Genomic DNA, 26,796 nt, shown 5'->3' with positions numbered 1-26,796 from the left:
CTGACCCCATGACGAACTCGGGGGGTGTCGCCGCGAAGGTCGGCACCTTCTGGGGTCGGACCAGGCGCTCGCTGTTCGCCTCTTCTTCCGCGCCGATATGGATCGCCGCGATCGTCGCGCTCGCAGTCATCCTCGGATTCATCGCGTTCGGTGGCCTGCGGCAGGCCGAGAGCTCCCCGACCCTCACGCCTGCGGGCGAAGAAGCGCGCACATCGCTGTACGCCGTGACCGTGCTGAGCGCCGAGCTCGCCGACTCCGTCGACGAGCAGCTCTTCGAGGCAGAACCAGACGACGACCTGCTCATCGTCACGGTTCGGCTCGAGAACCTGAGCTCACAGGCGGTCGGCGTCGACCAGGGGGCCGATCGCGTCAAATCACAGCTGATCCGCGCCCAAGAGCCGCTGCTGGCCCTTTCCGGCGTCACGGCAACAGAAGACCCCCGCGCCTGGCGCACCGACGGCACGCTCCGCGGGGTCATCCTGCAGCCCGGGGTCCCCGCCGAAGTCCGGCTCGTCTGGCCGGTCCCCGAAGGCTCCTTCCCCGACGGCATCGCGCACCTCGACGTCTTCGATGCCAGAGAGCGGACAGGGCAGGCCATCCTGTCGGCGTCCGCAGTGACCTGGCGTCGCACCGAGCTGGCGACCCGCATCGCCGTAGAGGTGCGGTCGTGAGGCGAGCACGCCCCTGGCTGATCGGCGCTGCGCTCGTCGTCGCCGCAGGTCTCGTGAGCGGCGTCACCCCCTCTCAGGATTCCCTCGTCGACCCGTTCCTCATCAGGGGGGACTCCGCGGACACAGTGACCTCGCGCATGCTGATCGCGACCGTCTCCGGCGCCTCATTCGCGGACCGCGTCGTGTCGGCAGATGGGGAATGGGAGGCCGAGGGCAACTGGCTGGTGGTGGAACTCGCGGTGTCGGCTGCTCGCACAGAGGTGGATGCAGAGATCCCGCTGGCGACCCTGCACATCGACGGCCTCGTGTTCCATGCGAGCGAGCGGGCGCCGAAGTCGCTGCTGAATACCCGCTTGCATGTCGGTACCGACACGGTGGGCACCCTGGCGTTCGAGCTTCCGGAGGGTCTGCGCGGAGGCGTCGGCGAACTGCGGCTGACGCATGAATATCTGACACCCGAACTCGACGACGTCATCACGATCACTGTTCCGCTCGACGGAGCGCCGACCGCATCGAGCATCGAACTCGACGCGCCGCGAATCGGGGCACCATGACCTGGCGGCGGACGCATGGCCGCGCGCTGGCGGCCCTGCTGGTGGCGGCCACGGCCACGGTGGGAGTGCACATCTGGTTCGATGTGCTGCAGGCGGGAGGACCGGAGCAGCCGGCGTACGTCCTCGCCGAGGGAACGACGGAGATCGGCGGACACGAGCTGACGCTCATCTCCACGAGGCCGGGCGAGTTCGAAGCGCCTGCGGGCTCGAAGACGCTGAGCGTATGGCTCGACGCTCGCAGCGACGATGACGCTGCCCCGTGCAGAAGCATCACGCTCACGGAGATGAGCGGGAGTCGCACGTGGCTCGATGCGCAGTCCGACCTGGACACCTCTTCCGATGCGGACGCGCGTGACGCTGAGGCGACGTGCAGGGAAGAATCACCCTTCTATCGCATCCTCTCGGTCTTCCTGCTGCCGGAGGACGCGACCGGCCCCTTCTGGCTCGACGTTCCCGTCGGGATCGACGAGACCGCGCGATTCCGTATCGAACTCTGACGATCGCACCCCGATTCCGGCGCCGGGCCTGGCGACGATCGAGTCGAAGGCCGTCGCAACGATGGCGACCCGCAGCGGCTCGGCGATGACGGCGACTCCCACCATGATCAAGGGGAAGTACGCACTCCAGAAGTTGTTCTCGTGGCCTCCGATCAGCTGCAGCACTCCTCGCGCCCCGACCCGCTCAGCGAGAGCCCAGACGGCATAGACGCAGGCGAACAGGCCGAACAGCAGGGGCCCACCGCGCCAGATCGCGGCGATCGCGGCCCACAGATCCTCGAGGCGCTGCAACAGGGTCCGGGACAGACTGCCGACGGCGCCGCGCAGCGATTCGGTCCCCCGCCGCAGCAGCGGCGGCAAGGTGTCGAAGTCGGCGCCGTAGATCACGCCGGCGACGGCGAGCCAGGCGGCCGGAACGATCACCGCAGCGGCGATGATGCCGACGAGCCACAGCGCAGCCTCCCACAGCGATGCCAGCGGCGGGAGGGATGCCGCGACCCAGTCGCCGATTCCATCCAGCCATACCGCCCCGGCACGTCCGGAGAACCACTCCTTCACTCCCGCCCACCACTGGCCGACGAGAGTGAAGAGCATGAAGGTCCACAGCACCTCCGTGTATGCGGCGAGCGCGAGTGTCCACGACGGCAGCCGCTCACGGAACCGCGCGAGGAACAGACGAGCGACGAGCGCGACCACCAGAACGACCACCGGAATCAGCCCGACAGAGATCAGACCGCCGCGATCGCCGATCGCCTCGTCGATCCCGTAACCGGACTCTTCGAAGGCGATACTGATCGCGATCGCGAAGAAGTCCTTCATGTCGGCGTCCAGCATTCCCCAGGCCGCGTAGAAAGCGAAGAACGGCAGGATCGCGACGAGGGTCGACCGCGCGAAGCCGCGGTACTTACTCTCCGCGTCGTCTGCCGCGACGTGCGGCAAAGACGAGCGCACCGTCAGGTACATCGCGACATAGGAGATGAGCCGTGCGGCGACGGCCAGCGGCAACAGCAGCAGGCCGCCGAGCGTGGTGTGACCTCCGACGAACCCGGCGCCCTGCACGAGCACCTCGTGCAGGGCCTCTCCACCGAGGTACCAGGCCATGAGCGCTAGCCAGTGCCGGGCGAGGATGCGCCCGAATGTGCGGAGGGCCTGGTGCATCCCGCTACCGTATCGGAACCGATGAGCTCACAGCGGACTCAGTGAGGAGCGGTCGGCGTCCACCCGTCACCGCATGCTCCGCCATCAGCGGATTCGGCGATCGTGACCTCGCTGCCGTCGAGACGCAGCAGGGGGTTGTAGAACTTCGAGATCTCGATGCTGTCCACCGGGACGTAGTGAAAGATGAGCGATCGCCGGAAACGATCGTCCGACCGGTTCGGACCCGAACCGTGGACCATGCTCCCGTGGAAGAAGAGCACATCTCCCGAGGCGAGCTCGGTCTGCTCGGCGGAGAAGCCTTCGGGCAGGGTGATCTCGGTGCTCGTGAAGGATTCCTCCGGGTCGGCTTCGCCCGGGCAGATGATCTCGTAGCGATGCGAGCCGGGCACCACCTTCAGCCCGCCATTCACACCGTCGCAGTCGTCGATCGCGACCCACGCTGCGATGCAGGTCTCCGGGTGCGCCTGCAGGAAGATGTTGTCCTGATGAAGCGCCTGTCCGCGGGCTCCCGGCGGCTTGAAGTAGAACATCGACTGGGCCGCGTACACCGGCCCGACCATCTCCTGCACCCGATCGACGATGCGTGGGTCCAGCATCCACTGACGTGCCAGACGACCGACAGCCAGCTCGGTGCGTCGATGCGGATGGATGAAGCGCGGATACCGGGCAAGGGGATCACCATCGCTGATGCGGTCGTCGTGGCCGAAGTCGTTGTCGGTCTGCACCTGATCCATGAACACGTCGCGGATCTCGGCGGTCTCGGCCGCGCTCAGGAGGCCGCGAAGCTGGACGACGCCGCGGTTCTCATAGTCGACGGCGAGGGTTGAGGTGACACTGCTTGAGATGGACATGACAGTAACTCTGGTCCGCGAATCCCGCCTGCGCCATTGCATTTTCTGTCGATGACATGGAAGATTCTGCTGTGATTGTCAGCGCGGTTCCTCCGGCGGAGACACCGCACCCTCATGTCATCCGCGTCATCGCCGGCGAGTTCGCCGCAGGCAGCGATTACTCGACCTGGCGCGAGAACGGCACGGCGGACTGGCTCCTCATCCACACCATCGCCGGCGCGGGTCGGGTGGCCGGACCCGCAGGTGACGTCATCACCGCGGCCGGCGACAGCATCCTCCTGCGCCCGCATGCGCGGCACGACTACGGCACGGCGGCGAGCGCGTGGACCCTGGCCTACGCCCATTTCCACGCACGCGCGGAGTGGGCGCCGCTTCTGGACTGGCCGATCCGAGGTGGAGGCGTCGGGTTCGTGCACGCACCGGGCGAGGTGCGGCTGCGCATCCTCGGCGGGCTGCGAACGTCTGCCGCGTTCTCCGCAGGATCCATGCCGCAGTCGGAGCTCTTCGCGATGAACAGCCTCGAGTCCGCGCTGCTGTGGATCGATACCCAGAACCCTCTGCGCGGTCGCATGGACGAACGCCTGCTCCGCGTGATCGAGCACATCGGCAGCAGCCTCGCCGCCGACCTGAGCGTGCCGGCACTCACCGGTGTGGCAAGGCTGTCGCCCTCGCGCCTCTCCCACCTCTTCACCGAAAGCCTCGGAGTCTCACCCCAGCGCTACGTGGAACGCGAGCGGCTCGCTCGTGCGGCGCAGCTCCTCACCACGACCGATCGCGCGGTGAACGACATCGCGCGCGATGTGGGCCTGTCCGACCCGCTGTACTTCTCCCGGCGATTTTCCCGGCTGTACGGAATCAGTCCGACCGGCTATCGTCGCCGACCGTCCGCATCCGCCGACTGACGCACCACGAGTCGTCCGCCCCGCACGCTCATCCGGCCGCCTCTGCGCCACGACGCCGCGATCGGGCTCGTGCGACGATCATCAGCACAGCGGGCACCAGGACCATCACGAAGCCGCTGGGACCGACCATCCAGAAGCACGCGAGCGCCCAGAGCCCGAGAGCCGTGCCGACGTATGCGGGCATCGTCTTCCCACGCCGGCCGGCTCCGAGAATCAGGAGCGCCAGAAGCACTCCCGGAACGACGAAGCCACCGGGCAGTCCCCAGAACTGCACGCTCGCGTCGACCGGCGGCTGCGTGGTCCGGAACGGACCGGCCAGCCACTCCCCCCACCATGGATGCACCGCGAAGAGGGCCGTGTGCAGAGCGCAGATCACGAGCAGCGACACGCCTGCGGCGATGGTCAACCGGTCTGCGGGGGTGCGCGCACCGAGGGTGCTCTCTGGAGCGGAAACGGATGCTGCGCCTCGTTGATTCGTCATGCATCCAGCCTGGAGCGCCGCGTTCGCGCGAGCGTCCCTCATCCGGGCGAACCGCCTCGCTCTCGCGGGTGAGAACGCACGCGTCGCAACACGCCACAGGTGCAAGATATTTCAGCCAACGAAATCTATTGCATCGAGGCAGGAACTCTGTCACCATCAATCAGTCGTCCTGCATCATCCACACCAAGTAAGGGGCAATCAATGAAGATCTCCCGCACCACCGCCGCCGTCGTCGCAGCATTCGCTGTCCTCGCGATCACCGGTTGCACGGCGCCAGCCGACAAGAAGCCGACCGCCTCGGAATCCGAAGGGTTCCAGTGCGCCGAAGGCGAGACCTACGTGATGAACGTCATGGTCTCCGCCCACCAGTACTGGGTTCCCGTCTACCAGGGGTTCAAGCAGGCCGCTGAGGCGATGGGATGCGAGACGGTGTTCTCCGGCACTCCCGACTACGACATCAGCAAGCAGCTCGCCTCGTTCGAACAGGATCTGGTCGAGAAGCCCGCCGGCGTGCTGCTGCACCCGATGCAGGCGGACCCGTTCATCGAGCCGATCAACTCCGCCATCGAAGACGGGGTCGAGGTGGTCACCTTCGCCGCCGACTCGCCCGAGTCCAACCGGACCTCCTACGTCACCTCCGACAACCGTGCTGAGGCTGCCTTCGCGGCCGAAGAGATCGTCAAGGTCGTCGGCGAGGAAGGCGAGTACGCGGTTCTCGAGAACCCCGGTCAGAGCAACCACGACCTGCGCGTCACCGCATTCATCGAGTACATGGAGAACAAGTACCCGAACATGAAGCTCGTCGGCCGCCAGGCGACCAACCAAGACAGCACCAAGGCATACCAGGCCACCGGCTCGATCCTGCAGGCCAACCCCGACCTCGATGCGATGTGGATCCCCGAAGCCGGCTCCGCCGAAGGCGCCGCCGCTGCCATCACCGAAGCGAACGCCGACGTGCTGATCCTCCACGCCGACATCACTCCCACGACGCTCGACCTCATCAAGGACGGAACGATCCACCTGTCGGTGAACCCGAACCAGGGCATCCAGGGATTCATGGGCTTCATGACGCTCTTCATGGCGGCGCACCCCGACCTGATCGATCCGTTCAACGACTACAAGGAGTCCGCGTACAACCCCGCCCAGGTCCCGTTCGTCGACAACGGATTCTCCGTCATCACCAAGGAGAACGCCGCGTCGTTCGACCTCGAGAAGTACATGGAAGGGCGCACGACCGAGTAACTCGGCCCTGCCCCCGCCCCTTGCCCTCGAGCTCGATGGATGGAGACAACCATGGAACCCACGACGATCCTCGATATCAAGAACGTCAGCAAGTCGTTCGGTTCGATCCATGCACTGAGGTCCATCGACTTCAGCCTCCGCAAGGGGGAGATCCACGCCATCGCCGGCGAGAACGGCGCGGGCAAGTCCACCCTGATGAACGTCATCGACGGGATCGTGCGGCCCGACAGCGGCACGATCCTGCTCGATGGCCAGCCGGTCGAGATCTCTTCGCCGGCCGTGGCCCAGAAGCTCGGCATCGGGTTCGTGCATCAGGAGATCGAGCTGTGCCCCGATGTGACGGTCGCCGAGAACATGTTCATGGCAGCCACCAACGCGAGCCGCTCGTGGCTGATGGACCCGGACTCGCTCGAACGCAGAGCGGGTGAGATCCTCCGGCAGCTCGGCAACATCGATCCGCGGGCGCTGGTTCGAGATCTGTCGATCTCGAACCAGCAGCTCGTGGAGATCGCGAAGGCGCTCACCCTCGACTGCCGCGTGCTCATCCTGGACGAGCCGACGGCCGCCCTCACCGAGATCGAGGCGCAGACGCTGTTCCGCATCATGCGGGAGCTCTCCGCCCGCGGCATCTCGATCATCTACATCTCCCATCGGATGGTGGAGATCTTCGAGAACTGCGACCGGGTCTCCGTGTTCCGCGACGGTCAGCACATCATGACCAGCAACGTCGCCGAGACCACCCCATCGGAGCTGGTCCGCTCGATGGTGGGACGCGCACTCGACAATCAGTACCCCGAGAAGCAACGGGAGGATGAGCGCTCAGATGACGTCATCCTGTCGGTGCGGGGTCTGACCGACACCCCCCGATACCAGGACATCTCGTTCGATGTGCGCCGGGGAGAGATCCTCGGCCTCGGCGGTCTCATCGGCGCCGGCCGCAGTGAGATCGCCAAGGGCATCTGCCGGCTGGAGGGGGATGCGAAGGGTGAGGTGATCCTCAAGGGAGAGCCTCTTCGCCTGAAGCACTATCAGGACTGCATCGCCCACGGCATCGTCTACCTGTCCGAGGATCGAAAAGGCGAGGGCGTCTTCCTCGACATGTCGATCGCGGAGAACACCTCGGCGATGTCGCTGCGCGAGATCTCGCGCTTCGGCCTGATCGGCAGACGTCGCGAGCATCGCCTCGCCGCAAAGGTCGGCCGCGGGCTGCGCCTCAAGTTCGGCGAACTCGACGATGCCGTCTCGACGCTCTCCGGAGGCAATCAGCAGAAGGTCGCTCTGGCCAAACTGCTGGCCGTCAACCCGCAGGTGATCTTCCTCGACGAACCCACCCGCGGGGTGGATGTCGGGGCCAAGGCGGAGATCCATGCCCTTCTGCGCGATCTCGCGCGAAAAGGGATCGGCATCGTGGTCATCTCCTCGGAGATGCCGGAACTGATCGGCGTCTCGGACCGGGTGATCGTCATCCGGGAAGGCGAGACCAGCGGCGAAGTCACCGGCGATGACATGACAGAAGAGAACATCTTGAGCTTGGCCTCGATGGTCGAGCGGAAGCAGGAGCTGGTGTGATGATGACCCAATCTCAGACTTTGATGACCGCGCCGCCCATGCCGGCGGCGCCCGACGCGCGACCCGATCTGAAGCACTACGTCTCCCGTTTCCTCCGGATGCGCGAGACGGGTCTGATCCTGATCCTGCTCGTCCTGGTCGTCGCGATGTCGTTCGCCTCACCGCACTTCCTCACGATCGCCAACATCGAGGCGATGGCCATGGTCTTCGCGGTCGAGGGGATCGTGGTCGTCGGCATGACGATCCTGCTCATCTCCGGCGGCATCGACCTGTCGGTCGGTTCGGTGACGGCCTTGTCGATGGTGCTGGCCGGGTGGCTCTACCTGCAGGGCATCGATCCCTGGCTGGCCTCGGGCATCGCGATCCTGGCGAGCATCGCCACCGGCGCCGTGATGGGAGTCCTGGTGACCAAGGTCGGGCTGAACCACTTCGTGGTCACGCTCGCCGTGATGGTCATCGCCCGCGGAGTCTGCCTCCTCCTCACCGGCGGCCGCCCTCTGGGACTGTATTCGCTGCCGAGTGAGTTCAAGTTCATCGGCCAAGGCTCCCTCGGACCGATCCCGCTCGTGATCGTCATCTTCCTGGTCGTGGTCATCGCCTTCGACTTCATGCTTCGACGCACGACCGCGTTCCGGAAGGTGTTCTACACCGGAAGCAACGAGAAGGCCGCCGCGTACTCGGGCATCCGCACGAAGCGCGCGATCTTCTTCACGACCGTGCTGTGCTCCGCGCTCTGCGGCGTGGCCGGCATCATCTACATGGCACGGTTCGGATCCGCGCAGCCGACGTTCGGAATCGGAATGGAGCTGAACGTCATCGCCGCGGCCGTCATCGGCGGAGCGAGCCTCAAGGGCGGGTCAGGGACCATCTTCGGAGCAACGCTCGGCGCGATCCTGCTCTCGGTGGTCTCGAGCTCGCTCACCCTTCTCGACGTCTCGGTCTACTGGCAGGACATCGTGCGCGGCAGCATCCTGCTCGCCGCCCTCCTCGTCGACCACTACCTGTCGCGTCGACGGGGGGCATGATCATGGTGTTCGAGAACAGAGAAGACATCGCGACCATCCGTCAGATCCACACCGTCGTCACGCTTCACTTCGTCGAGGGAATGACGCAGTCAGAGCTCGCCACGCGTCTGAATCTCTCCACTTCCAAAGTGAATCGGCTCATCCGGCGAGGGCGCGAGCTCGGCATGGTCAAGATCACGATCGATGCGGGGCCGTTCCAGCCGCTCGTCGATCTTGAAGGCGAACTGGTCCGGACGACAGGGCTCGGCAACGCGGTCGTGACGCCCACTGTGGAGGGAAACCCCGACACGAATCTGCAGGTCGTCGGCCGCGCTGCCGCCAACGAACTGCTCGCGACGATCCGCGACGGCGACGTGATCGCGATCACCGGTGGCAAGGCGCTCAGCGCCGTCGTCGACGGCCTCGCGCCGGACCGCGTCTTCGATGTGACGGTCGTTCCGCTCACCGGTGGCGTGCAGGGCAAGTACTACACCGACGTCAATCACCTGGCGACCCAGCTCGCCGACCGCCTCGGCGGCAGGGCCGTGCTGCTCCACGCCCCGCTGTTCGCGGAAAGCCGCGAACAGCGAGACACCCTCATGGAAGTCGGCTCGATCAAGCACGCGTTCGATCTCGCTCGGCGCGCGAACGTGGCACTGGTCGGCATCGGATCGGTGGAGACGGAGGGGTCCAGCTACTACGATCTCGCACCGCTCTCGGAGTCGGATCGCGAGCTGCTGCGCAGCGGCGACGTCGGCGGAGAGTTCCTCGCCCACGTGATCAACGACGACGGATCGCTCGCGGACTCGCCGCTGAACTCGCGTCTGCTGGCGCTCAGCCCGTCCGAGCTCTCCGCGTGCCCGACCTCGATCGGCGTCGCCGTCGGCCCGGAGAAGGTGCGCCCCATCCGCGCCGCCCTGGCCGGCGGCTTCATCCGATCGCTCATCGTCGATGAGCAGACCGCGGCGTCGGTGGTCGCACCGGCCCAGAAGGAGAGAAATGACTGAGATGCTCACGCGCACGATCGGACACTCATCGATCGAGGCATCCGCAGTGGGTCTGGGCACCTGGGCCATCGGCGGGTGGATGTGGGGCGGCACCGATGAGTCGGAGTCCATCGCCGCCATCCAGGCCTCGATCGACGAGGGGATCTCGCTCATCGACACAGCGCCGGCCTACGGGCAGGGGCGCGCCGAGGAGATCCTCGGCACGGCGATCCGGGGGCGTCGAGACGACGTGGTCCTCGCGACCAAATGCGGTCTCGTGTGGCACACCCAGAAGGGCAACCACTTCTTCGACTACGACGGAGAACCCGTTCACCGCTATCTCGGCCGCGAATCGATCGTCCACGAAGTGGAGGAGAGTCTGCGGCGCCTCGGAACCGACCACATCGATCTGTACATCACCCATTGGCAGGACCCCACGACTCCGATCGATGAGACGGTCGCGGCGCTCGTCCAGCTGCGTGAGCAGGGCAAGATCCGCGCCATCGGCGCGAGCAACGTCTCAGAGGAGAACCTGCGTTCCTACCTGGCGACGGGCGCTCTGGATGCCATTCAGGAGGAGTATTCGATGATCGCCCGCGGCATCGAGAAGGATCTCCTGCCGATCGCCCAGGGCGCCGGCGTCTCGACGCTGAGCTACTCGTCGCTCGCACTCGGACTCCTGTCCGGGAGCATGGGTCCCGACCGGACCTTCTCGGGCGACGACCAGCGCAAGGACAACCCCCGCTTCTCGCTCGCGAATCGGGAGAAGGTCGCCCGATTGATGCAGGCGATCGAACCCGTCGCCGAGGCGCACGCCGCGACCAAGGCGCAGATCGTGATCGCGTGGACGCTGCAGCAACCGGGCATCACCTACTCGCTCTGCGGTGCACGCAATCCGCAGCAGGCTCGGGAGAACGCCGCGGCGGGACGCATCCGACTGTCCGGCGACGAGCTCGAGCTGATCGACGACGCCGCGGCACTGAGCCTGACCGATCTCGACGCATGACCCCGCGGCCGCGGTCGACAGATCGGCCATCCCACCGACGGAGCACGCAGGAGGAAGACTCATGACCACCCCCAGGAGCGCCAGGTTCGATCAGATCCGTGCCGACGGCTCGTTCGATGCGATCGTGGTCGGCGGCGGGATCAACGGCGTCGGAGTGTTCCGGGAGCTGTCCCTCCAGGGCCTTCGAGTGCTGCTGGTCGAGCGCGTGGACTTCTGCTCCGGTTGCAGCGCCGCCCCCTCCCGGATGATCCATGGCGGACTCCGGTACTTGGAGAACGGCGAGTTCGGCCTCGTGCGCGAATCTCTGCGGGAGCGCGATGCGCTACTGCGCAATGCACCGCACATGGTGCGCCCCCTGCCGACGGTGGTCCCGATCACCTCGGTGTTCTCCGGTCTGTTCAACGCCGCTGCGAGCTTCTTCCGGCTCTCCACCCGGCCGGCCAGACGCGGGGCCGTGCCCTTGCGGATCGGACTGAGCATCTACGACTGGGTCACCCGCGAGCGCCGGGCGCTGCCCCGACACCGTTTCCTCGGCACCCGCGCCGCGTTCCAGCAGTGGCCGAAACTCACCGAGCGGATGAAGTTCGCCGCCGTCTTCTACGACGCGTGGATCAGCTACCCGGAGCGGCTGGGTGTGGAGCTGGTCATGGACACGTCGGAGATGTCGCCCGGTTCCATCGCGCTCAACTACGCCGAGATCGCCAGTGACGGATCGGGCTTCGTGGTGACCGACGGCGAGACGGGCACGCGATACCCGGTGACGACGAAGACGGTCGTGAACGCCACCGGCGCGTGGCTCGACGAATCCCTCGCGACACTCGTCCCCGCCGGCGACCTGCCGGGTCAGCTGGTCGAGGGCACGAAGGGGTCGCATCTCGTTCTCGACAATCCGGAACTGCACGACGCCCTCGACGGGCACATGGTGTACTTCGACAACTCCGACGGCCGGATCTGCATCGCCTTCGGCTATCTCGGCCGCGTACTCGCGGGCTCCACCGACATCAAGGTCGAGCGAGCGGAGCGCGTGCGGTGCGAAGACGACGAGCGCGACTACATCCTCGAGTCCCTGCAGGCCGTCTTCCCCCGGGTGCCGGTGTCCACGGACCAGATCGTCTACTCCTTCAGCGGCATCCGCCCGCTGCTCAAGAGCGAACACGACTTCACCGGGAGGATCACGCGCGGTCACGATGTGAAGCGGATCGACGGCGACGTTCCCCAGTTCTGCATGATCGGCGGCAAATGGACGACGTTCCGCGCCTTCGCCGAGGACATGACCGATGAGGTTCTCGCCGAGCTCGGACGCGAACGCACCACGTCGTCCGCGGAACTGGGAATCGGCGGAGGGCGGGGTTTCGTCGATGCGTCGCGCATCGAAGCCGCGCTGATCGCGAAGTGGGGCGTGTCCGATGCCCGCGCAGCGCATCTCGTCGACGCATACGGCACCCGGGCGTCCGAGGTCATGGAGTACTGCGCCGGACGCGACGACGATCAGCCGATCGGCGCCGGCGTGCAGCTCACTGCTGCCGAGATCGCCTTCATGGTGCATCACGAGTACGCCACCAGACTCGGTGACCTGATCCTGCGCCGCACGGCGGTCGCGATCACGGGGGCAGTGGATGCCGGCCTGATCGAGACGATCGCCACCGTCGCTGCTGCGGAACTGGGTTGGAATGACGAACGCCGTCTCGCCGAGATCGGTGAACTGGTGACGGATCTCGAGAGGTATCACCGCGTCGACCGCGACGCCCTCGACCGTCGAACTATGGAAAGGACCGTGTGATGCGCCTGAGCAACCTTGCGAGGATGAACCGTCTCTTCAGCGATGGGGGCTGTCTGGATGTCGCCATCGATCACGGAGTGTGCAACGAGCCCGGTTTCCTGGTCGGACTGGAAGACATGCCGAGCGTCGTCTCGTCACTGATCGATGCGAAGCCCGACGCCATCCAGATGGCATACGGACAGGCCGACCTGCTGCAGTCCGCCCCCGGCAAGGACAAGCCTGCGCTCGTCATGCGCATCGACATGGGCAACCCCTACAACGCTCAGAAGCACCGGGTGATGTGGTCCATGCTGCAGAACCACGACGAGCCGATCATCGGGGCGCTGGAGATGGATGCGGCGTGCGTCGTCGTGAATCTCTTCATGCTGCCGGACGAACCAGAGCTCTTCCGCCAGTGCGTCGAGAACATCAGCAGGGTCCGTGCTTCCTGTGCCAAGTACGGGATGCCGCTCATGATCGAACCGCTGGTCATGCTGCCCAACGACGTCAGAGGCGGCTACCAGGTCGACGGCGACGCCGAGAAGATCGTGACGCTCGTGCGCCTCGCCAGCGAGATGGGTGCCGACATCATCAAGGCCGACCCGACCGACGACCCCGAGGACTTCCATCGCGTCGTCGAAGCCGCCCGCGTGCCGGTGCTGGTCAGAGGCGGCGGCAAGGAAGGACTCGAGTCGGTGCTGGCGAAGTCGGCGGCCCTGATGGCGCAGGGCGCATCCGGACTCGTCTACGGCCGCAACATCTACCAGCACGAGAACCCGAAGGCCGTCGTCGACGCACTGATGGGCATCGTCCACCGGGGCGCCTCCGGCGCCGAAGCGTGGGATATCTACAATGCCGGCTGACGAGAAGCAGTACCTCCTCGGAATCGACGTCGGCAACACCGTCATCAAGGCGGTGCTGTTCGATCTCGACGGCGAACGGGTCGCGTCGTACGCGATCGACGGCCAGTCGACGACCCCGGAGCCGGGGCACGTGGAGCGGGATCTCGAAGAGCTCTGGCGCAACGCGAGAGAGGCACTGCAGCACTGCATCGTCGAGGCCGGAATCGATCCCCGCCAGATCGTGGCGGCCGGATGCGCCGGACACGGCAACGGCCTCTACCTCCTCGATCACGACGATCGGCCGCTCGTCGGAATCCAGTCGCTGGACACGCGTGCGGCCGGTGTCGCCGGCGAGCTGGCAGCCGCTCACGGCGACGCTCTGCACGCCGCTGCGCTGCAGGAGCCGTGGCCGTCGCAGACCCCCGTCCTGCTGGCCTGGATGCGGCAGCACCGCCCTGACGTGATCGAACGCGCCGGCACCCTCCTGATGTGCAAGGACTACATCACGTTCAAGCTCACGGGGCAGAAGGTCAGCGACATCTCGGACATGTCCGGAGCGGGACTGCTGAAGATGCCGGAATGCCGGTACGACGACGAGCTGCTCGCTCTCTACGGCCTGGCCGGACTGCGAACGCTTCTGCCGCGGCTGGTCGATCCGACCGAGATCGCCGGAACGGTCACGGCGGATGCGGCTGCCCAGACGGGTCTCGCTGAAGGCACGCCGGTCGTCGGCGGACTCTTCGACGTGATCGCCAGTGCGCTCGGCGCGGGCGTCGTCGAGACCGGCGCGACCTCGATCATCGCCGGAACCTGGTCGGTCAACCAGTACCTGGCCGAGGAGCCGGTGGTGAACCGTGACGTCCTCATGGTCGCCGCCTTCGGACCCGAGCGATTCATGATCATGGACAACAGCGCCACGTCGGCGTCGCAGCTGGAGTGGTACGTCCGCGAGTTCGTCGAACGAGGCAGCCATCACGACGATCCCTTCGGCTTCTGCCATCTGCGGCTGGCCGAGGTCGCCCCCCGGATCGACGATCCGTACTTCCACCCGTACCTCTACGGATCACCGCAGGGCGCCGAGCATCGCGCCGGGTTCAACGGAGTGGCCGGCTGGCACGGCGAGGGACACCTGATCAGGGCTCTGTTCGAAGGCGTCGTGTTCGAGCACCGCCGGCACATCGAACGTCTTCGCGACGCCGGAGCGCAGATCGACAAGGCCACCCTCTCCGGAGGCGGCTCCCGCAGTGCGGTGTGGGGGCAGATGCTCGCAGACTGCCTTCGCCTCCCGATCGCGGTCGCGGCCGAAGACGAGACGGGTGCGCTGGGAGCGGCGCTGAGCGCGGGCGTCGGCGCCGGGGTGTTCCCCGACTACGAAGCCGCGGCCGCACGCATGACCCGCACGAGGCACGTCTACCAGCCCGACGCCGTCATGTCGGCGCACTACGATCGCCGCTTCCGCGTCTCGCGCGACCTCGCCACGGTTCTTCACGGCTTCTGGGACGCACAGCACCAGGATGCGCAGAGCTGAAACGCCCTCTGCGTGCACACGCGAAGAAGCCCCGGCAGGATGTTCCCGCCGGGGCTTCTTCAGGTCGTTCAGTCGTTCTGGGGGAATCCGAGGTTGATGCCGCCGTGGGTCGCCGGGTCGAGCCAGCGGCTCGTGATCGCCTTCTCCCGAGTGAAGAAGTCGAACCCGTGCACGCCGTATGCCTTGGCGTCGCCGAACAGCGACGCCTTCCATCCGCCGAACGAGTGGTACGCGACCGGCACCGGAATCGGGACGTTGATGCCGATCATGCCGACCTCCACCTCACTCTGGAACCGGCGGGCCGCTCCCCCGTCGTTGGTGAAGATGGCCGTGCCGTTGCCGAAGGCGCCCGAGTTGATCAGATCGAGCCCGTCCTGGAAGGACGCGACCCTGACCACCGAGAGCACCGGCCCGAAGATCTCCTCCTGATAGGCGCGTGACGTGGTCGGAATCGCATCGATGAGGGTCGGTCCGAACCAGAACCCGTCCTCGTGCCCGTCGACCGAGCAACCGCGCCCGTCGACGACGATCGTGGCACCGTCCTGCTCGGCGATGTCGACGTATCCCGACACCTTGTCGCGATGCACACCGGTGATCAACGGGCCGAGGTCGGGCTCACCTGCCGAGTCGCCGGCCCCGTTTCCGATCCGCAGTCGACTGATGCGCTCGGAGATCTTCTCGATCAGCTCGTCGGCGACCGGCTCCACGGCCAGCACGACCGAGATCGCCATGCACCGCTCCCCCGCGGCACCGTATCCCGCGTTGACGGCCTGGTCGGCGACCAGATCGAGATCGGCGTCCGGCAGCACGAGCATGTGGTTCTTCGCACCGCCGAGCGCTTGGACCCGCTTGCCGTTCTTCGACGCCGTCTCGTAGATGTATTGCGCGATCGGTGTGGAGCCCACGAAGGAGATCGACTTCACATCCGGGCTCTCCAGCAGCCCGTCCACTGCGAGTTTGTCGCCCTGCAGCACCGTGAAGACGCCGTCCGGCAGGCCGGCTTCCTTCCAGAGCCGCGCCATCCACAGTGCGGCAGACGGGTCCTTCTCCGAAGGCTTGAGCACGACCGCGTTGCCGGCGGCGATCGCGATCGGGAAGAACCACATCGGCACCATCACCGGAAAGTTGAACGGGCTGATGACGCCGACCACGCCGAGCGGCTGCTTCAACGAGTACACGTCGATGCCGGTGGAGGCATTCTCGGTGAAAGCACCCTTGATCAGGTGCGGGAAGCCCGTGGCGAACTCGACGACCTCCTGGCCGCGGAGGATCTCGCCCATCGCGTCAGAGACGACCTTGCCGTGCTCGGCGGTGATGATCTCGGCGAGTTCCTGCTTGCGGGCGTTGAGCAGCTCACGGAACGCGAACAGCACGGTCTGGCGCTTCGCGACCGAGTAACCGCTCCAGATCTGGTAGCCGCGCTTGGCCGAGGCGATCGCGGCGTCGATCTCCGCCTGGTCGGCGAGTGCGACATGCGCACTCACCGAACCGGTGGCGGGGTTGAACACGGGCGCGGTGCGGCCGCTCGTCGAGGCGCTCTCAGCGCCGTCGATCCAGTGGGAGATGACGGGGATGTCTGCGGTGGGGGTCACGTCGGTGATGCCTTTCTGATGTTCTCGGCTGTGGTTCGTCATCGAATGCCGCCGTCGAAGACGCGGTGGTAGAGGCGTTCGATGTCGGATGCCGTCGGCACCCGGGGGTTGTTGCCCGGCGAACCGGAGGCCAGCGCCTGCTCGGCCATGGTGGGGACGAGTGCCACCCAGTCCGCGCTCGAGACTCCGAATTCCTCCGGGGTCGGGACCGCGAGTCCGGTCGCGAGCGCGCGAAGCTCGTCCACCAGAGCGATGGCGGCATCCGCATCGGCGATGCTGTCGTCGACCAGCCCCAGAGCGCGGGCGCAGTCCGCGTAGCGGTCGTCGGCGACGCCGAGCGAGAACTCGGTGACAGCAGCGAAGAGCATCGCGTTCGACATGCCGTGACTCACGTGGAAGTGCGCGCCGAGCGGACGGCTCATGCCGTGGACGAGCGCGACGCTCGAGTTCGAGAAGGCGATACCGGCGAGCGTGGCCGCCTCCATCATCGCGGCGCGGGCGTCTCGGTCACCGCCGTCACGATAGGCCTCGCGCAGATTGCGCCCGATGATGGTCATCGCGCGAAGGGCGACAGAGTCGGAGAAGGCATTCCGATGACGGCTGACGTAAGCCTCGACCGCGTGGGTGAGCGCATCGATCCCGGTGTCGGCGGTGAGGCGAGGGGGCATGCTCATGGTCAGCTCGAAGTCGACGATTCCGGCGACCGGGAGGTACGACGGGCCCGCGCACAGCATCTTCTCTCCCGTGTCGCTGTCGGTGATGACGGTGAACCGCGTCGCTTCCGACCCGGTACCGGCCGTCGTGGGCACGGCGACGACGGGGAGAGCGGGCCCGTCATAGCTGAACGGAGCCTTGAGATCGCGCAGCTCGCCGTTGCGCACGGCGAGCACGGCGAGCGCCTTCGCGGTGTCGATCGGACTCCCGCCGCCCAGCCCGACGAGGACATCCGCCTGGTGCTCCTTTGCAGCTTCCAGTCCACCGCGCAGCGAGATCGTGGTCGGATCGGGCACCACACCCGAGAAGACCGCAGGGTGCAGGCCCGCGTCTCTGAGCAGAGCGGCGACTCGATCGGCCGTGCCGTTGCCGGTGAGGAACCCATCGGTGACGATCAATGGCCGAGCAGAACCGAGGCGCCGCAGCACGTCGGGCAGTTGTGCGAGGGATCCGCCGCCGATGCGGAGATCCGAAGGGACCGCGACCTGGAAAACCATGCTTCATTCCTCCGTACTGTCGCCCGGATGCGGGCATGCCTCAGCGTCTCCTGCAGGACCGCAGGCGTCAACGGCAGTTTCCGCAGGCCGACCTGCAGAAATGCAGTAGCCTGCGGGGATGAACACCGATGACCTCCGCATCCTGCTGGAGCTGTCGCGCACGGGGCGACTCAACGCCGTCGCCGGCCGCATGCAACTCGACGAGACGACCGTGTCACGTCGACTTGCGCGGCTCGAGCAGAGCGTGGGCAGCCGGCTCATCGATCGCGGACGACACGGCTGGCAGCTCACGGCGGCCGGCGAGATACTGATCCCCCACGCCGAAGCGATCGAGAACGCTCGGCTCGCCGCGGTCGACGAGCTCTCGACATCCCGGCAGACCTTGAGCGGGGCCATCCGCGTGCTCGCACCGGATGGATTCGGCGTCTACGTCCTGATTCCCGGCCTCGCTGATCTTCGGGACCAGCACCCTGATCTCACACTCGAGATCTCGACGGCGACGAGTCAGGGCGCCGTCACCGCACGCGACTTCGACGTGGCGATCTCACTCGAGCCCTCGAGCGTCCCCACCGTGCGTGCCGCACCGCTCGCCGAGTACGAGCTGCGGCTCTACGCCTCCGCCGACTACCTCCGCCGCAACGGCGAACCCTCGAGCACACGGGACGTGATCGACGGACACAGCGTCATCTGGTACATCGATTCGATGCTGGACGTGCGGCCGCTACGACTGCTCGACACGATTCTCGCCGGGGCACACGCTCGCGTGCAGTGCAACAACATCACCGGTCAGGTCCAGGCGGCGATCAACGGGCTGGGGATCGCACCGCTTCCCACATTCATCGGAGAGCGGGAACCGCGCCTCGTCCCCGTTCTGCCGGAGTCGTTCGCCGTGAAGCGCGCCTACTGGATGATCGCTCCGGAGATCGGGCTTCCCCTGCGCCGAGTGCAGGCGACCATCGAGGCCGTGCGCGCCCTCGTCGACAAGCATCCCGACCTCGACCTGCTGCCGCGGGCAGACGGCGCTCCCGGATGACTCAGGGATGGATGCGTGCCACGGGGCACATCGATGCGCCGAGTTCAGTCCTCACCACGCGCGCTCGGCGAACAGCGATCCGGACGTGAACTCCGGCGGGAGCGGCAACTCCCCTGGTCGCCCCTTGCGCGCTGCGTGGATGCCGAGTTCGCGCGCGACCGCAGCGTTGAGCGGTGCCGCCAGGCCGTGCCGTCTGGCGATGAGCGCGACCTCGCCGCTCAGGAAGTCGACTTCGCTCGTCGTCCCGCGCGCGAAACTCTGCCAGGTCGACAGGTGACCCGGCACATGCCCCGGCACGGGATCGACGTCAAGACGCGGCGCGTCCCACGCGGCGGGAGCGACCGACAGCCCCGCCTCGGCGAAGACGCGTCGGGCTTCACCGGCGAGGGCGCCTTCGGCGTACTCCTGCTGTTCGCTGGTCGCTCCGAACACGTCGACGATGTTCCGCAGGTTCGCGATGAGCTTGCGGCGCTTGGCCGCGGCGATGTCCGGCTCGATGATCGCAGCGAAGCCGGCCCGAGTGAACGCACCACGGTGCCGCTCCTCCTCGGCCGGGATCGACCGGGGATACCCGCCGATCCAGGCGACGCCGACGACGGGCCGGCCCGGTGAGACGATCACGCCCGGCTCGAGATGACTCGCGGGAATGCCGACTGAAACGCCGATCACTCTCTCGAACCTCCGGAGCGCGATCTCCTCGCTCGCCAGCCCGTTCTGCAGAGTGAGGATCGGCAGATCTGCCACGACTCCGAGCCCGTCGGCGAGTTCCACCCAGGCGATATCGGCGATGACGCGCTCCGCATCCTGAGACTTGACCGCTAACACGATCGCGTCGGACAGCCTTGGACGCGCCTCCTGGATCGACGCGACGACATCGACTTCGATCACCTCGTCTCCACCCGGCCGACGAACTCGCACCCCATCCCGCTCGATGACCTCGAGCGCGCGGCCTCGACCGACCAGCGTCACCGGCACGCGGGCGCTGGTCCACTGCGCAGCAAGCAACGCGCCGACTGCGCCGGCGCCGATGACGATGTACCGGCTCACGAGGCGGACCAGCCGTGTGACCACGCGTCGTGGGCGGAGTGCTTCGAGGGGTGCATGGAATCCTGCCGATCGTTGTCGTGCAGTCAGACTACGGACGACCATCCGCGCGCACGGCCGAGTCCACGATCGTGTGACGTCGCGTTTCAACCGGGCCCCGAGCAGAGCATCGCTCGAACCTCGATTTCATCGCCACACGCGCTCGGATAAGCCGCCTGAACAGGACTTCCACTTGCTCTCGCTGCCTCACCTACCCCGGCCGGCGTCGACCGCAGCGCGGGAGGAGCCGCGGCCTGCGTTTCCTTTTGTGTCGATCCTCTACGCCGCCCGATCCACGATCCGCTCGCCGGCCTCGACCCGCACCCGCAACCGGTTCCCCGCGGGAGGAAGGGGGCAGACGTACTGGTCGCTGAAAGCGCAGGGCGGGAGGTAGGCGCGGTTGAAATCGACGACCACCGTACCGTCGGAGTCCGGCGCCCCGATCGGCAGGAACCGGAATCGATAGGCGTCGTCGCCGCTGGTGGCGTCGGCGATGACGGCACTGAACCCCGTCGAGCCGCCGGAGACGGCGAGGCGCACGGATTCACCGCCGACCTCGAGAGCGATTTCTCCGACGGCGGTCTCCTCGCGTTCATATCCGTCCACGCTGCGCACGACCCTGGTCTCTCCGGATGCCGCAGGAATGAACACGCCGTCGACCACCCAGTCGTCGTTCGGGGGGAAGGAGAGGATCTCGCGCAGCTCGGATCGACTGGGCGCGTCCGGATCGAAGACCCGCAACGCCAGCGCGCCATCGCGGTCGATCGCGCGGAGACGGAGCTTCCCGACCCGTGCGTCCTCCCCCGGTGACAGCGCCACCTCTTCGGGCTCGGCATCCGGGTCGAGCGGGACGATGCCGACGACCCGCCCGTCACGACCTGCCCAGGAGCCGGGCGCTCCGGGGTAGGAACGATGCTCGGCATCCAGCCAGTGCGTGTGCCTCAGCGAGGCGATCCCGTACTCGCCGGAGACAGAGCGCCAACGGGACTCCCGTTCGGCGTCGAGATCGGTACGACCGGGGGCAGAGGTCATGCTGGTTCCTTTCGGATGACGGCGATCATGCGATCACGGATTCGCGTGAGGCATCGTACTCGGCGACGCGTTCACCCAACGACTTCTGAGCGCGCCGCCATTCGGCATCCAGCAGCGGGTATGCCTGCTCGATGAGCGTCCGAGCCTTTTCAATGGCGACCGGGATCGTGTACCGCCCGGGATGCAGCCCGAGGACGAGTTCGTCCGAGAGCGCGAACGACGGATCGGCCGTGAGGTCGGCGACGAGGTCGTCGACCGTACCCCAGGCCACGTTGTCCGAGATGAGCTCCTCGGCGGGGCTCAGACCTTCGGGCAGCCGGCCGACCGATCGCGCGGACGCGTTCCATTCCCGGGTGGCCTCGGTGAGTTCCGCGAGCGCCTGGGCTGTCGTGTCCGCCGGCCACGCGGACCGCGACAGCACCACATGGGGCGTGCGTTCCGTCCCCCACGAGCGCGTGAACTCCGATCGGTACTCGAGGATGGAGTCGGCCTGGCGCTTCAGGAACACCGGGCGGTTCTCCGGCGTCCGCTCATCGCCGTTCCCGAACCGCTCCAGGATGAATCCATCACCGAGTTGCGCCGCGCGTCGGATCGTCGACCACGTCGATGTGCCGTGGTAGATCCGTCCGCGCAGGTCGTGGTTCGGCGGATGGATGCGCGCCTGAGAATCGGGAATCTGCTCCCCGCGGAGCGCCCAGTGCAACTGCTCGACCTTGGTCAGGTAGTCGTTCTCGCGCTCACTCCCCCACCGCGCGAAGACGTGATATCCCGTCGAGGGAACACCCTTCCCGAGGCCGAGCTGCAGACGACCTCCCGACAGGTGATCGAGCACCGAGACCTCCTCCGCGAGGCGCACCGGGTCGTCGACGATGATCGGGACCACAGCGGTGCCGAGTGTGATCGTGGAGGTCAATGCGGCCGCGGCCCCGTAGAACGCGAACGGGCTGGGAAGGTTCGCCCATCCGGAGTGGAAGTGGCGCGTCGCGACCCACGCGCTGTCGTACCCGAGCTTCTCGAGCTCCTGGATGAACCGGAGATTCTCCGCGTACACCCGTTCGAGATCGTCGGTGTGGTCGAGGTGAGTGATGAACCCGAGTCTCAGATGACGATCCGCGGCGGGCTGCACCGGCAGATGGGTGCGGGGAAGTTCTTGAGTCATGACGGATCCTTCTAGGCCGATGCGGCCAGGTCGACGGTGGGTGCAGAGCTGACCGCCTGCAGCCCGGGGAGCTCATCGGCGAAGAGCTCGATGGCCTTGAGGACATTGGCGTGTGAGACGCCGGGCCCCTGGAACTGGATCGCGGTCTGTTCGGTGCCGTCGAACTGCGCCGTCCAGTCCCAGATCTTCTCCGCGACATCTCCCGCGGTGCCGATCGCGAAGCTGAGCTGTTCGGCGATCTCGTCGAACTGCGCGCTGTCCGGTCCGCCGCGCCAATCGACCTTGAGATAGATACGCGCGTATTCGCGGAGGAACTCCACGGAATCGCGCCGGGCCTGCTCACGAGTCGCGGCGACCAGGCCGCTGCGGAGGTGGATCACCTCGCCGGACTCCCCTGTCACGGCCCGATAGTCGCGGTTGATGCGCAGGCGCTCCTCAAGGGGAAGCGGCCGCGGAATCATCAGACGGTACCCGTGCTTCTCCGCGAGCGGGATCGCATTGCGTCCCGCGGCGGCCCAGATGAGATCACGCGCGCTCCTGCCGGCCGGCGGAGAGACGATCACGTCGGTGAAGTCGTAGAACTCGCCGTGGAAGTTCACCGCGCCGATGTCGATCGCCTGTCGGAGGATCTCGAAGACTTCCGCAGCACGTGCCGAGGACTCCGCCCGAGTCACCCCCCACACCGAGAGGAATCGGTCGTCGCCCACCCCGGAGCCCACACCGAGGTCGAGGCGCCCACCGGAGAGCGCGTCGAGCAGCAGCGCCGACTCGGCGAGCCGGATCGGATGATAGAACGGCGCGCACACGATCGAGGTGCCGAGCCTGATCCGGCTGGTGACGCCGCTGAGACGGGCGAGCAGCAAGAGCGGATCAGGGATCTCGCCGCGCATGTCGAGATGGTGCTCCGTCACCCACACGCCGTTGTATCCGAGCTGGTCGCCGAGCACGACCTGCTCCTCGATGTCGCGGTACAGTTCGGCAGCCGATTGCCCTGGTGAGGTGTCGCCGTAGTAGAAGAGATCAATCCTGGGCATCGAGGATCCTTTCGGGGGTGGCCTCCCGCGGCGGGAGGGTGGGAAGAGATGCGAGAAGCTGCTGGGTGTACGGATGCCGCGGTGCGGTGAAGACCTCGTGGACGTCGCCCTGTTCGACCACGCGCCCGTCCTTCATGACGAGGACGCGATCGGCGATGTGATGGATGACGCCGAGGTCGTGGGAGATGAACAGCAGCGCCACGCCGGTGCGGTCGCGGAGCTCGACGAGCAGGTCGAGGACCTGCGCCTGAACCGATACATCGAGCGCGGATACCGCCTCATCGCAGACGATCACCTCTGGCCGGGTCGCGAGGGCACGCGCGATCGCGACCCGCTGTCGCTGGCCGCCGGAGAGCGATGACGGTCGACGCCCTGTCACATCCGCCGTCAGGCCGACGGATTCCAGCAGTCGTCCGACTTCGTCAGGGCGCTCCGCACGGGGGACGCCGACACGGGCGAGCGCCTCGGCGATGATCGCGCCCACGCGCTGTCTGGGATCGAACGAGCCCAGCGGATCCTGCGAGATGTGCTGAATGCGAGGTCGCCGCATCCGCCGCTTCTGCTCGGGGATTCCGGACCACGCCTCGCCGAGGAATTCCACGGAGCCGGAGTCCGGCTCTGCCAGGCCCAGGACGACGCGGGCTGCCGTCGACTTTCCCGACCCCGACTCCCCGACGATGCCGACGATCTCCGACCGATGAAGCGCGAACGACACCTCCTCGAGGGCGACCGTGTCCTCTCCTCCCGGCGCACGATACGTCTTGCGAAGGCGGTCGGCACGCACGACGACGGGCGCCGAGCCCACGACGGCGGGAGTGGCGTCGTCCTGTCCCACCCGCTCGCGATCGTCGGACAGCCGTCGCCCGCGCGAGCCCGACCCAGGGACCGCATCGAGCAGCTGTCGCGTGTACTCGTGACGAGGCGCGGTCAGCACCCTCCTCGTCGGCCCCTCTTCGACCACGACTCCGTCGCGCATCACCAGAACACGGTCGGCGATCTGGGCGACGACGGCGAGATCGTGGCTGATGACCAGAAGAGCGGTGCCTCGGGATCTGAGGTCGGCGAGCAGGTCGAGGATCTGCGCCTGGACGGTCACATCCAGGGCGGTGGTCGGTTCGTCGGCGACGATGAGCTCCGGTGCGCCCGCGAGCGCCGATGCGATGAGCGCCCGCTGACGCAATCCTCCGGAGAGCTCGTGCGGGTACTGGCGAGCGCGGACATCCGGACGGGGGATGCCGACGCTGGTCAGCAACTCGCGGACCCGGAACCTGTGCTGCCCTCGCGTGAGGAGACGGTGCACCGCCAGCGGTTCAGCGACCTCCGCCCCGATCCGGCGAAGGGGATCGAGAGAGCTCAGCGCGTCCTGGAGCACCAGTCCGATTCGTCGACCCCGGATGCCGCGCCACTGGCGTTCGGTGAAACGGCGGAGATCGGCATCCGCCCAGCTCAGCCGCTCGGCGTTCACGGCGGCGCCGGCTCCGGCGACGCCGAGCAGCGCCCGCGCGGTGACACTCTTGCCCGACCCTGACTCCCCGACGATGGCGACGGACTCGCCGGCGCGGATGTCGAAGGACACTCCGCGCACGGCACGGACCGGCACCCGACCGCCGTGGAAGGTGACCGTGAGGTCGCGGACGCTGAGCAGAGGCGTTCCCTGGGCGACCGGCTGCGCATCGGCGTCCGATAACGGGAGCACCGGCCGGCTGAGGACGTCGGTCATCGCCGACCTCCCAACGGGCTGACGAATCGTCGCTGCAACCAGCGTCCGATCACCGTCACCGAGATCACTGTCGCGGCGAGGAAGATTCCCGGCCACAGGGCGAGCCACGGTGCGAGCGAGAGGTAGTTGCGACTGTCTGAGAGCATGAGTCCCCATTCCGGGGTCGGCGGCTGGGCGCCGAGGCCGACGAAGCTGAGAGCGGAGCCGAAGATGATGGCAGTGCCCACGCCGATCGTGGCCAGCACGAGCACCGGCCCGATCGAATTGGGCAGCACGTGGCGCCATGCGATCAGAGCGGGGCGCTGTCCGAGCGTGACAGCCGACTCGGCGTAGCCGGATGAGCGCACCTGGAGCACCTGCGACCGCAGGACCCGTGCGTAGCTGGGAATGGATCCGATGCCGATCGCGATCAGCAGCGTCGAGAATCCGGTGCCCAGCACCGCAACCGCGATGATCGCGAGGAGCATCTCGGGGAAGGCGTAGAGGACGTCGATGAGTCGGGAGAGCACGCGGTCGCCCCAACCCCGCGAGAGACCGGCGAGCAGTCCGAGGGCGAGCCCGGCGATCAGCCCGATGACGGTGGCCCCGAATCCCATCCCGAGACTCAGTCGCGCTCCGTGGATCACGCGGGCGAACTGATCGCGCCCGAGCTGGTCGGTGCCGAACGGGTGCGCGGCGCCCGGGGGCTGGAATGCCGCCAGCGGGTCGGTCCGCAGCGGGTCGGTGTCGGTGAACAGGGCAGGAGTGATCGCCATCACGATCAGCAGGATCAGGATGCCTGCGGCGAGGACCATGCCGACCGGAACATCCGTACGCAGGAGTCGCGCCTGCGCGCGGGGCAGCGGCACGTCGAGAGTCACCATGCTCCCACCAGCCCCTTCTGGGTACGAGTGCGGGGATCGACGATCAGCGCGAGCAGATCGACGACGGTGTTCACGACCACGAATACGATCGCCGAGAAGATCACGACCCCCATGATCACCGGAGCATCCTTCGACATCACGGCGTTGAGCAGCACTCGGCCGATCCCCGGCCTGGAGAAGAGCGTCTCGATGACGGTGGTGCCCACCAGGAGCGACCCGACGATCGCACCGGAGACGGTGAGTGCCGGGATCACCGAGTGTCGAAGCCCGTGCCGGACCCGCACCCGTGCGGCGCTCGCTCCGCGGGTACGGGCTGTGAGCGCGTGCGGCTGTTCCAGGGTCTCGTCGAGGCGCTCTCGCAGGATCTGCCCCAAGACGCCGGCGAGGGGCAGCGCCAGGGTGACCGCGGGTAGCACGAGCGAGCCGAAGCCGTCCGCTCCGGTCGACGGGAACAGGGGAATCGCGAAGGCGAAGACGCTCAGCAGGATGAGTCCGATCCAGAACGAGGGCACGGCGATGGCGACGAGCTCGATGCCCTGGGCCAGGAAACGCGCTCCGCGTCCACGGCCGGCCGAGACCAGTGCACCGACGAGGGCGAAGCCGATCGCCAGCACCATCGCGAATGCGGTGAGCGCCGCCGTCGGCGGCAGCGCCGTGCCGATGATCTCGTTGACCGATGCGCGCTGCTGGTAGCTGACGCCGAGATCGCCGACGAGCAGCCCACCGAGGTAGCGGATGTACTGCAGCCACACGGGCTGGTCGAGCCCGTAGGCGACGGCGACATCCCGACGCATCTCGGGGGTGATCTCGAACGTGCCGCGAAGGAGGGTGTCCACCGGGTTGCCCGGCATCATCTGAAGAGTGAGGAAGGAGAGCGTTGCTGCCGCGACCATGACCAGCGCGATGTCGATCGCTCGTGCGCGAGCGAATCGGAGCGCGACGACGGCACTCGGCCGACGGGCGGGCGACGGGGTGGCGTCGTCCACCGGACGCACCTCGATCAGAGTGTCAGACATGTG

General features: G+C 67.1%; 25 protein-coding genes. 13 read left to right on the top strand and 12 right to left on the bottom strand.

Features of this window, described 5'->3' with window-relative positions:
• The first annotated feature begins 8 nt into the window (after positions 1-8).
• The 3 genes from MRBLWO13_RS08800 to MRBLWO13_RS08790 are packed head-to-tail and all read left to right on the top strand — an operon-like array spanning position 9 to position 1,722.
• Positions 9-671 (top strand): hypothetical protein, encoded by a 663-nt coding sequence (locus tag MRBLWO13_RS08800; RefSeq protein ID WP_341978040.1) that lies wholly within the window; start codon positions 9-11, stop codon positions 669-671.
• On the top strand, positions 668-1,225 hold the full coding sequence (locus MRBLWO13_RS08795; protein ID WP_341978038.1) for a hypothetical protein: 558 nt from the start codon (positions 668-670) through the stop codon (positions 1,223-1,225). Before MRBLWO13_RS08800 ends, MRBLWO13_RS08795 begins: the two co-directional genes overlap by 4 nt.
• Positions 1,222-1,722, top strand: a complete 501-nt coding sequence (locus MRBLWO13_RS08790) for a hypothetical protein (protein WP_341978036.1) — start codon at positions 1,222-1,224, stop codon at positions 1,720-1,722. Before MRBLWO13_RS08795 ends, MRBLWO13_RS08790 begins: the two co-directional genes overlap by 4 nt.
• Here MRBLWO13_RS08790 and MRBLWO13_RS08785 read toward each other — a convergent pair.
• Positions 1,606-2,880 carry a hypothetical protein gene (locus MRBLWO13_RS08785; protein WP_341978034.1) on the bottom strand — a complete coding sequence of 425 codons (1,275 nt, stop codon included), beginning with the start codon at positions 2,878-2,880 and terminating at the stop codon, positions 1,606-1,608. The genes MRBLWO13_RS08790 and MRBLWO13_RS08785 overlap by 117 nt on opposite strands.
• A gap of 38 nt (positions 2,881-2,918) precedes the next feature.
• Positions 2,919-3,731 (bottom strand): phytanoyl-CoA dioxygenase family protein, encoded by an 813-nt coding sequence (locus MRBLWO13_RS08780; protein ID WP_341978032.1) that lies wholly within the window; start codon positions 3,729-3,731, stop codon positions 2,919-2,921.
• A gap of 56 nt (positions 3,732-3,787) precedes the next feature.
• On the opposite strand from MRBLWO13_RS08780, the gene MRBLWO13_RS08775 reads away from it, so the two are divergent.
• A complete protein-coding gene (locus MRBLWO13_RS08775; RefSeq protein ID WP_341978030.1) occupies positions 3,788-4,633 on the top strand; it encodes a helix-turn-helix domain-containing protein in 846 nt (281 codons plus the stop codon).
• 28 nt (positions 4,634-4,661) lie between these two features.
• On the opposite strand, the gene MRBLWO13_RS08770 is transcribed toward MRBLWO13_RS08775, so the two are convergent.
• Entirely contained in the window at positions 4,662-5,114 is a 453-nt protein-coding gene (locus MRBLWO13_RS08770; protein WP_341978028.1) for a DUF6463 family protein, read from the bottom strand.
• Between the two features lie 201 nt (positions 5,115-5,315).
• On the opposite strand from MRBLWO13_RS08770, the gene MRBLWO13_RS08765 reads away from it, so the two are divergent.
• The 8 genes from MRBLWO13_RS08765 (at position 5,316) to MRBLWO13_RS08730 (ending at position 15,050) form a co-directional block, all read left to right on the top strand.
• The gene (locus MRBLWO13_RS08765) at positions 5,316-6,356 is read left to right on the top strand and encodes a substrate-binding domain-containing protein (RefSeq protein ID WP_341978026.1); all 1,041 of its coding nucleotides are present in this window, start codon (positions 5,316-5,318) and stop codon (positions 6,354-6,356) included.
• Between the two features lie 51 nt (positions 6,357-6,407).
• Positions 6,408-7,925 (top strand): sugar ABC transporter ATP-binding protein, encoded by a 1,518-nt coding sequence (locus tag MRBLWO13_RS08760; RefSeq protein WP_341978024.1) that lies wholly within the window; start codon positions 6,408-6,410, stop codon positions 7,923-7,925.
• A 23-nt stretch (positions 7,926-7,948) separates the two neighbouring features.
• The gene (locus MRBLWO13_RS08755; protein ID WP_341978022.1) at positions 7,949-8,950 is read left to right on the top strand and encodes an ABC transporter permease; all 1,002 of its coding nucleotides are present in this window, start codon (positions 7,949-7,951) and stop codon (positions 8,948-8,950) included.
• 2 nt (positions 8,951-8,952) lie between these two features.
• Complete coding sequence (locus MRBLWO13_RS08750; RefSeq protein ID WP_341978020.1) at positions 8,953-9,936, top strand: sugar-binding transcriptional regulator; 984 nt, start codon at positions 8,953-8,955, stop codon at positions 9,934-9,936.
• Positions 9,929-10,921 carry an aldo/keto reductase gene (locus MRBLWO13_RS08745; protein ID WP_341978018.1) on the top strand — a complete coding sequence of 331 codons (993 nt, stop codon included), beginning with the start codon at positions 9,929-9,931 and terminating at the stop codon, positions 10,919-10,921. Before MRBLWO13_RS08750 ends, MRBLWO13_RS08745 begins: the two co-directional genes overlap by 8 nt.
• 61 nt (positions 10,922-10,982) lie before the next feature.
• On the top strand, positions 10,983-12,701 hold the full coding sequence (locus MRBLWO13_RS08740) for a glycerol-3-phosphate dehydrogenase/oxidase (protein ID WP_341978016.1): 1,719 nt from the start codon (positions 10,983-10,985) through the stop codon (positions 12,699-12,701).
• A gap of 23 nt (positions 12,702-12,724) precedes the next feature.
• On the top strand, positions 12,725-13,543 hold the full coding sequence (locus MRBLWO13_RS08735; RefSeq protein WP_341978014.1) for a class I fructose-bisphosphate aldolase: 819 nt from the start codon (positions 12,725-12,727) through the stop codon (positions 13,541-13,543).
• A complete protein-coding gene (locus tag MRBLWO13_RS08730) occupies positions 13,533-15,050 on the top strand; it encodes an FGGY-family carbohydrate kinase (RefSeq protein WP_341978012.1) in 1,518 nt (505 codons plus the stop codon). Before MRBLWO13_RS08735 ends, MRBLWO13_RS08730 begins: the two co-directional genes overlap by 11 nt.
• A gap of 68 nt (positions 15,051-15,118) precedes the next feature.
• Here the strand turns inward: MRBLWO13_RS08730 and MRBLWO13_RS08725 are convergent, their stop codons facing one another.
• Positions 15,119-16,642: a CoA-acylating methylmalonate-semialdehyde dehydrogenase gene (locus MRBLWO13_RS08725; protein ID WP_341978010.1), complete on the bottom strand. Its 1,524-nt coding sequence runs from the start codon at positions 16,640-16,642 to the stop codon at positions 15,119-15,121.
• A 38-nt stretch (positions 16,643-16,680) separates the two neighbouring features.
• Entirely contained in the window at positions 16,681-17,853 is a 1,173-nt protein-coding gene (locus MRBLWO13_RS08720; RefSeq protein ID WP_341978008.1) for an iron-containing alcohol dehydrogenase, read from the bottom strand.
• 118 nt (positions 17,854-17,971) lie between these two features.
• Here MRBLWO13_RS08720 and MRBLWO13_RS08715 point away from each other — a divergent pair, with 118 nt between their 5' ends.
• Positions 17,972-18,886, top strand: a complete 915-nt coding sequence (locus MRBLWO13_RS08715; protein ID WP_341978006.1) for a LysR family transcriptional regulator — start codon at positions 17,972-17,974, stop codon at positions 18,884-18,886.
• 51 nt (positions 18,887-18,937) lie between these two features.
• Here the strand turns inward: MRBLWO13_RS08715 and MRBLWO13_RS08710 are convergent, their stop codons facing one another.
• From MRBLWO13_RS08710 to MRBLWO13_RS08680, 7 genes are all read right to left on the bottom strand, one after another.
• Positions 18,938-19,957 (bottom strand): 2-dehydropantoate 2-reductase N-terminal domain-containing protein, encoded by a 1,020-nt coding sequence (locus MRBLWO13_RS08710; protein ID WP_341978004.1) that lies wholly within the window; start codon positions 19,955-19,957, stop codon positions 18,938-18,940.
• 291 nt (positions 19,958-20,248) lie between these two features.
• A complete protein-coding gene (locus MRBLWO13_RS08705) occupies positions 20,249-21,001 on the bottom strand; it encodes a DUF1684 domain-containing protein (protein WP_341978001.1) in 753 nt (250 codons plus the stop codon).
• Positions 21,002-21,026: 25 nt separating this feature from the next.
• Positions 21,027-22,160: an LLM class flavin-dependent oxidoreductase gene (locus MRBLWO13_RS08700; RefSeq protein ID WP_341977999.1), complete on the bottom strand. Its 1,134-nt coding sequence runs from the start codon at positions 22,158-22,160 to the stop codon at positions 21,027-21,029.
• A gap of 11 nt (positions 22,161-22,171) precedes the next feature.
• A complete protein-coding gene (locus MRBLWO13_RS08695) occupies positions 22,172-23,194 on the bottom strand; it encodes an LLM class flavin-dependent oxidoreductase (protein WP_341977997.1) in 1,023 nt (340 codons plus the stop codon).
• The gene (locus MRBLWO13_RS08690) at positions 23,181-24,914 is read right to left on the bottom strand and encodes an ABC transporter ATP-binding protein (protein ID WP_341977995.1); all 1,734 of its coding nucleotides are present in this window, start codon (positions 24,912-24,914) and stop codon (positions 23,181-23,183) included. The genes MRBLWO13_RS08695 and MRBLWO13_RS08690 overlap by 14 nt, the downstream gene beginning before the upstream one ends.
• On the bottom strand, positions 24,911-25,777 hold the full coding sequence (locus tag MRBLWO13_RS08685; protein ID WP_341977993.1) for an ABC transporter permease: 867 nt from the start codon (positions 25,775-25,777) through the stop codon (positions 24,911-24,913). Before MRBLWO13_RS08685 ends, MRBLWO13_RS08690 begins: the two co-directional genes overlap by 4 nt.
• Positions 25,771-26,793, bottom strand: a complete 1,023-nt coding sequence (locus MRBLWO13_RS08680; protein WP_341977991.1) for an ABC transporter permease — start codon at positions 26,791-26,793, stop codon at positions 25,771-25,773. The genes MRBLWO13_RS08685 and MRBLWO13_RS08680 overlap by 7 nt, the downstream gene beginning before the upstream one ends.
• Positions 26,794-26,796 lie beyond the last annotated feature (3 nt).

Origin of the sequence: Microbacterium sp. LWO13-1.2 (genome assembly GCF_038397725.1) — a bacterium.
Classification (GTDB): domain Bacteria; phylum Actinomycetota; class Actinomycetes; order Actinomycetales; family Microbacteriaceae; genus Microbacterium.
Note: the sequence above shows the minus strand (reverse complement) of the source record. Positions and strands in the feature narration are given on the sequence as shown.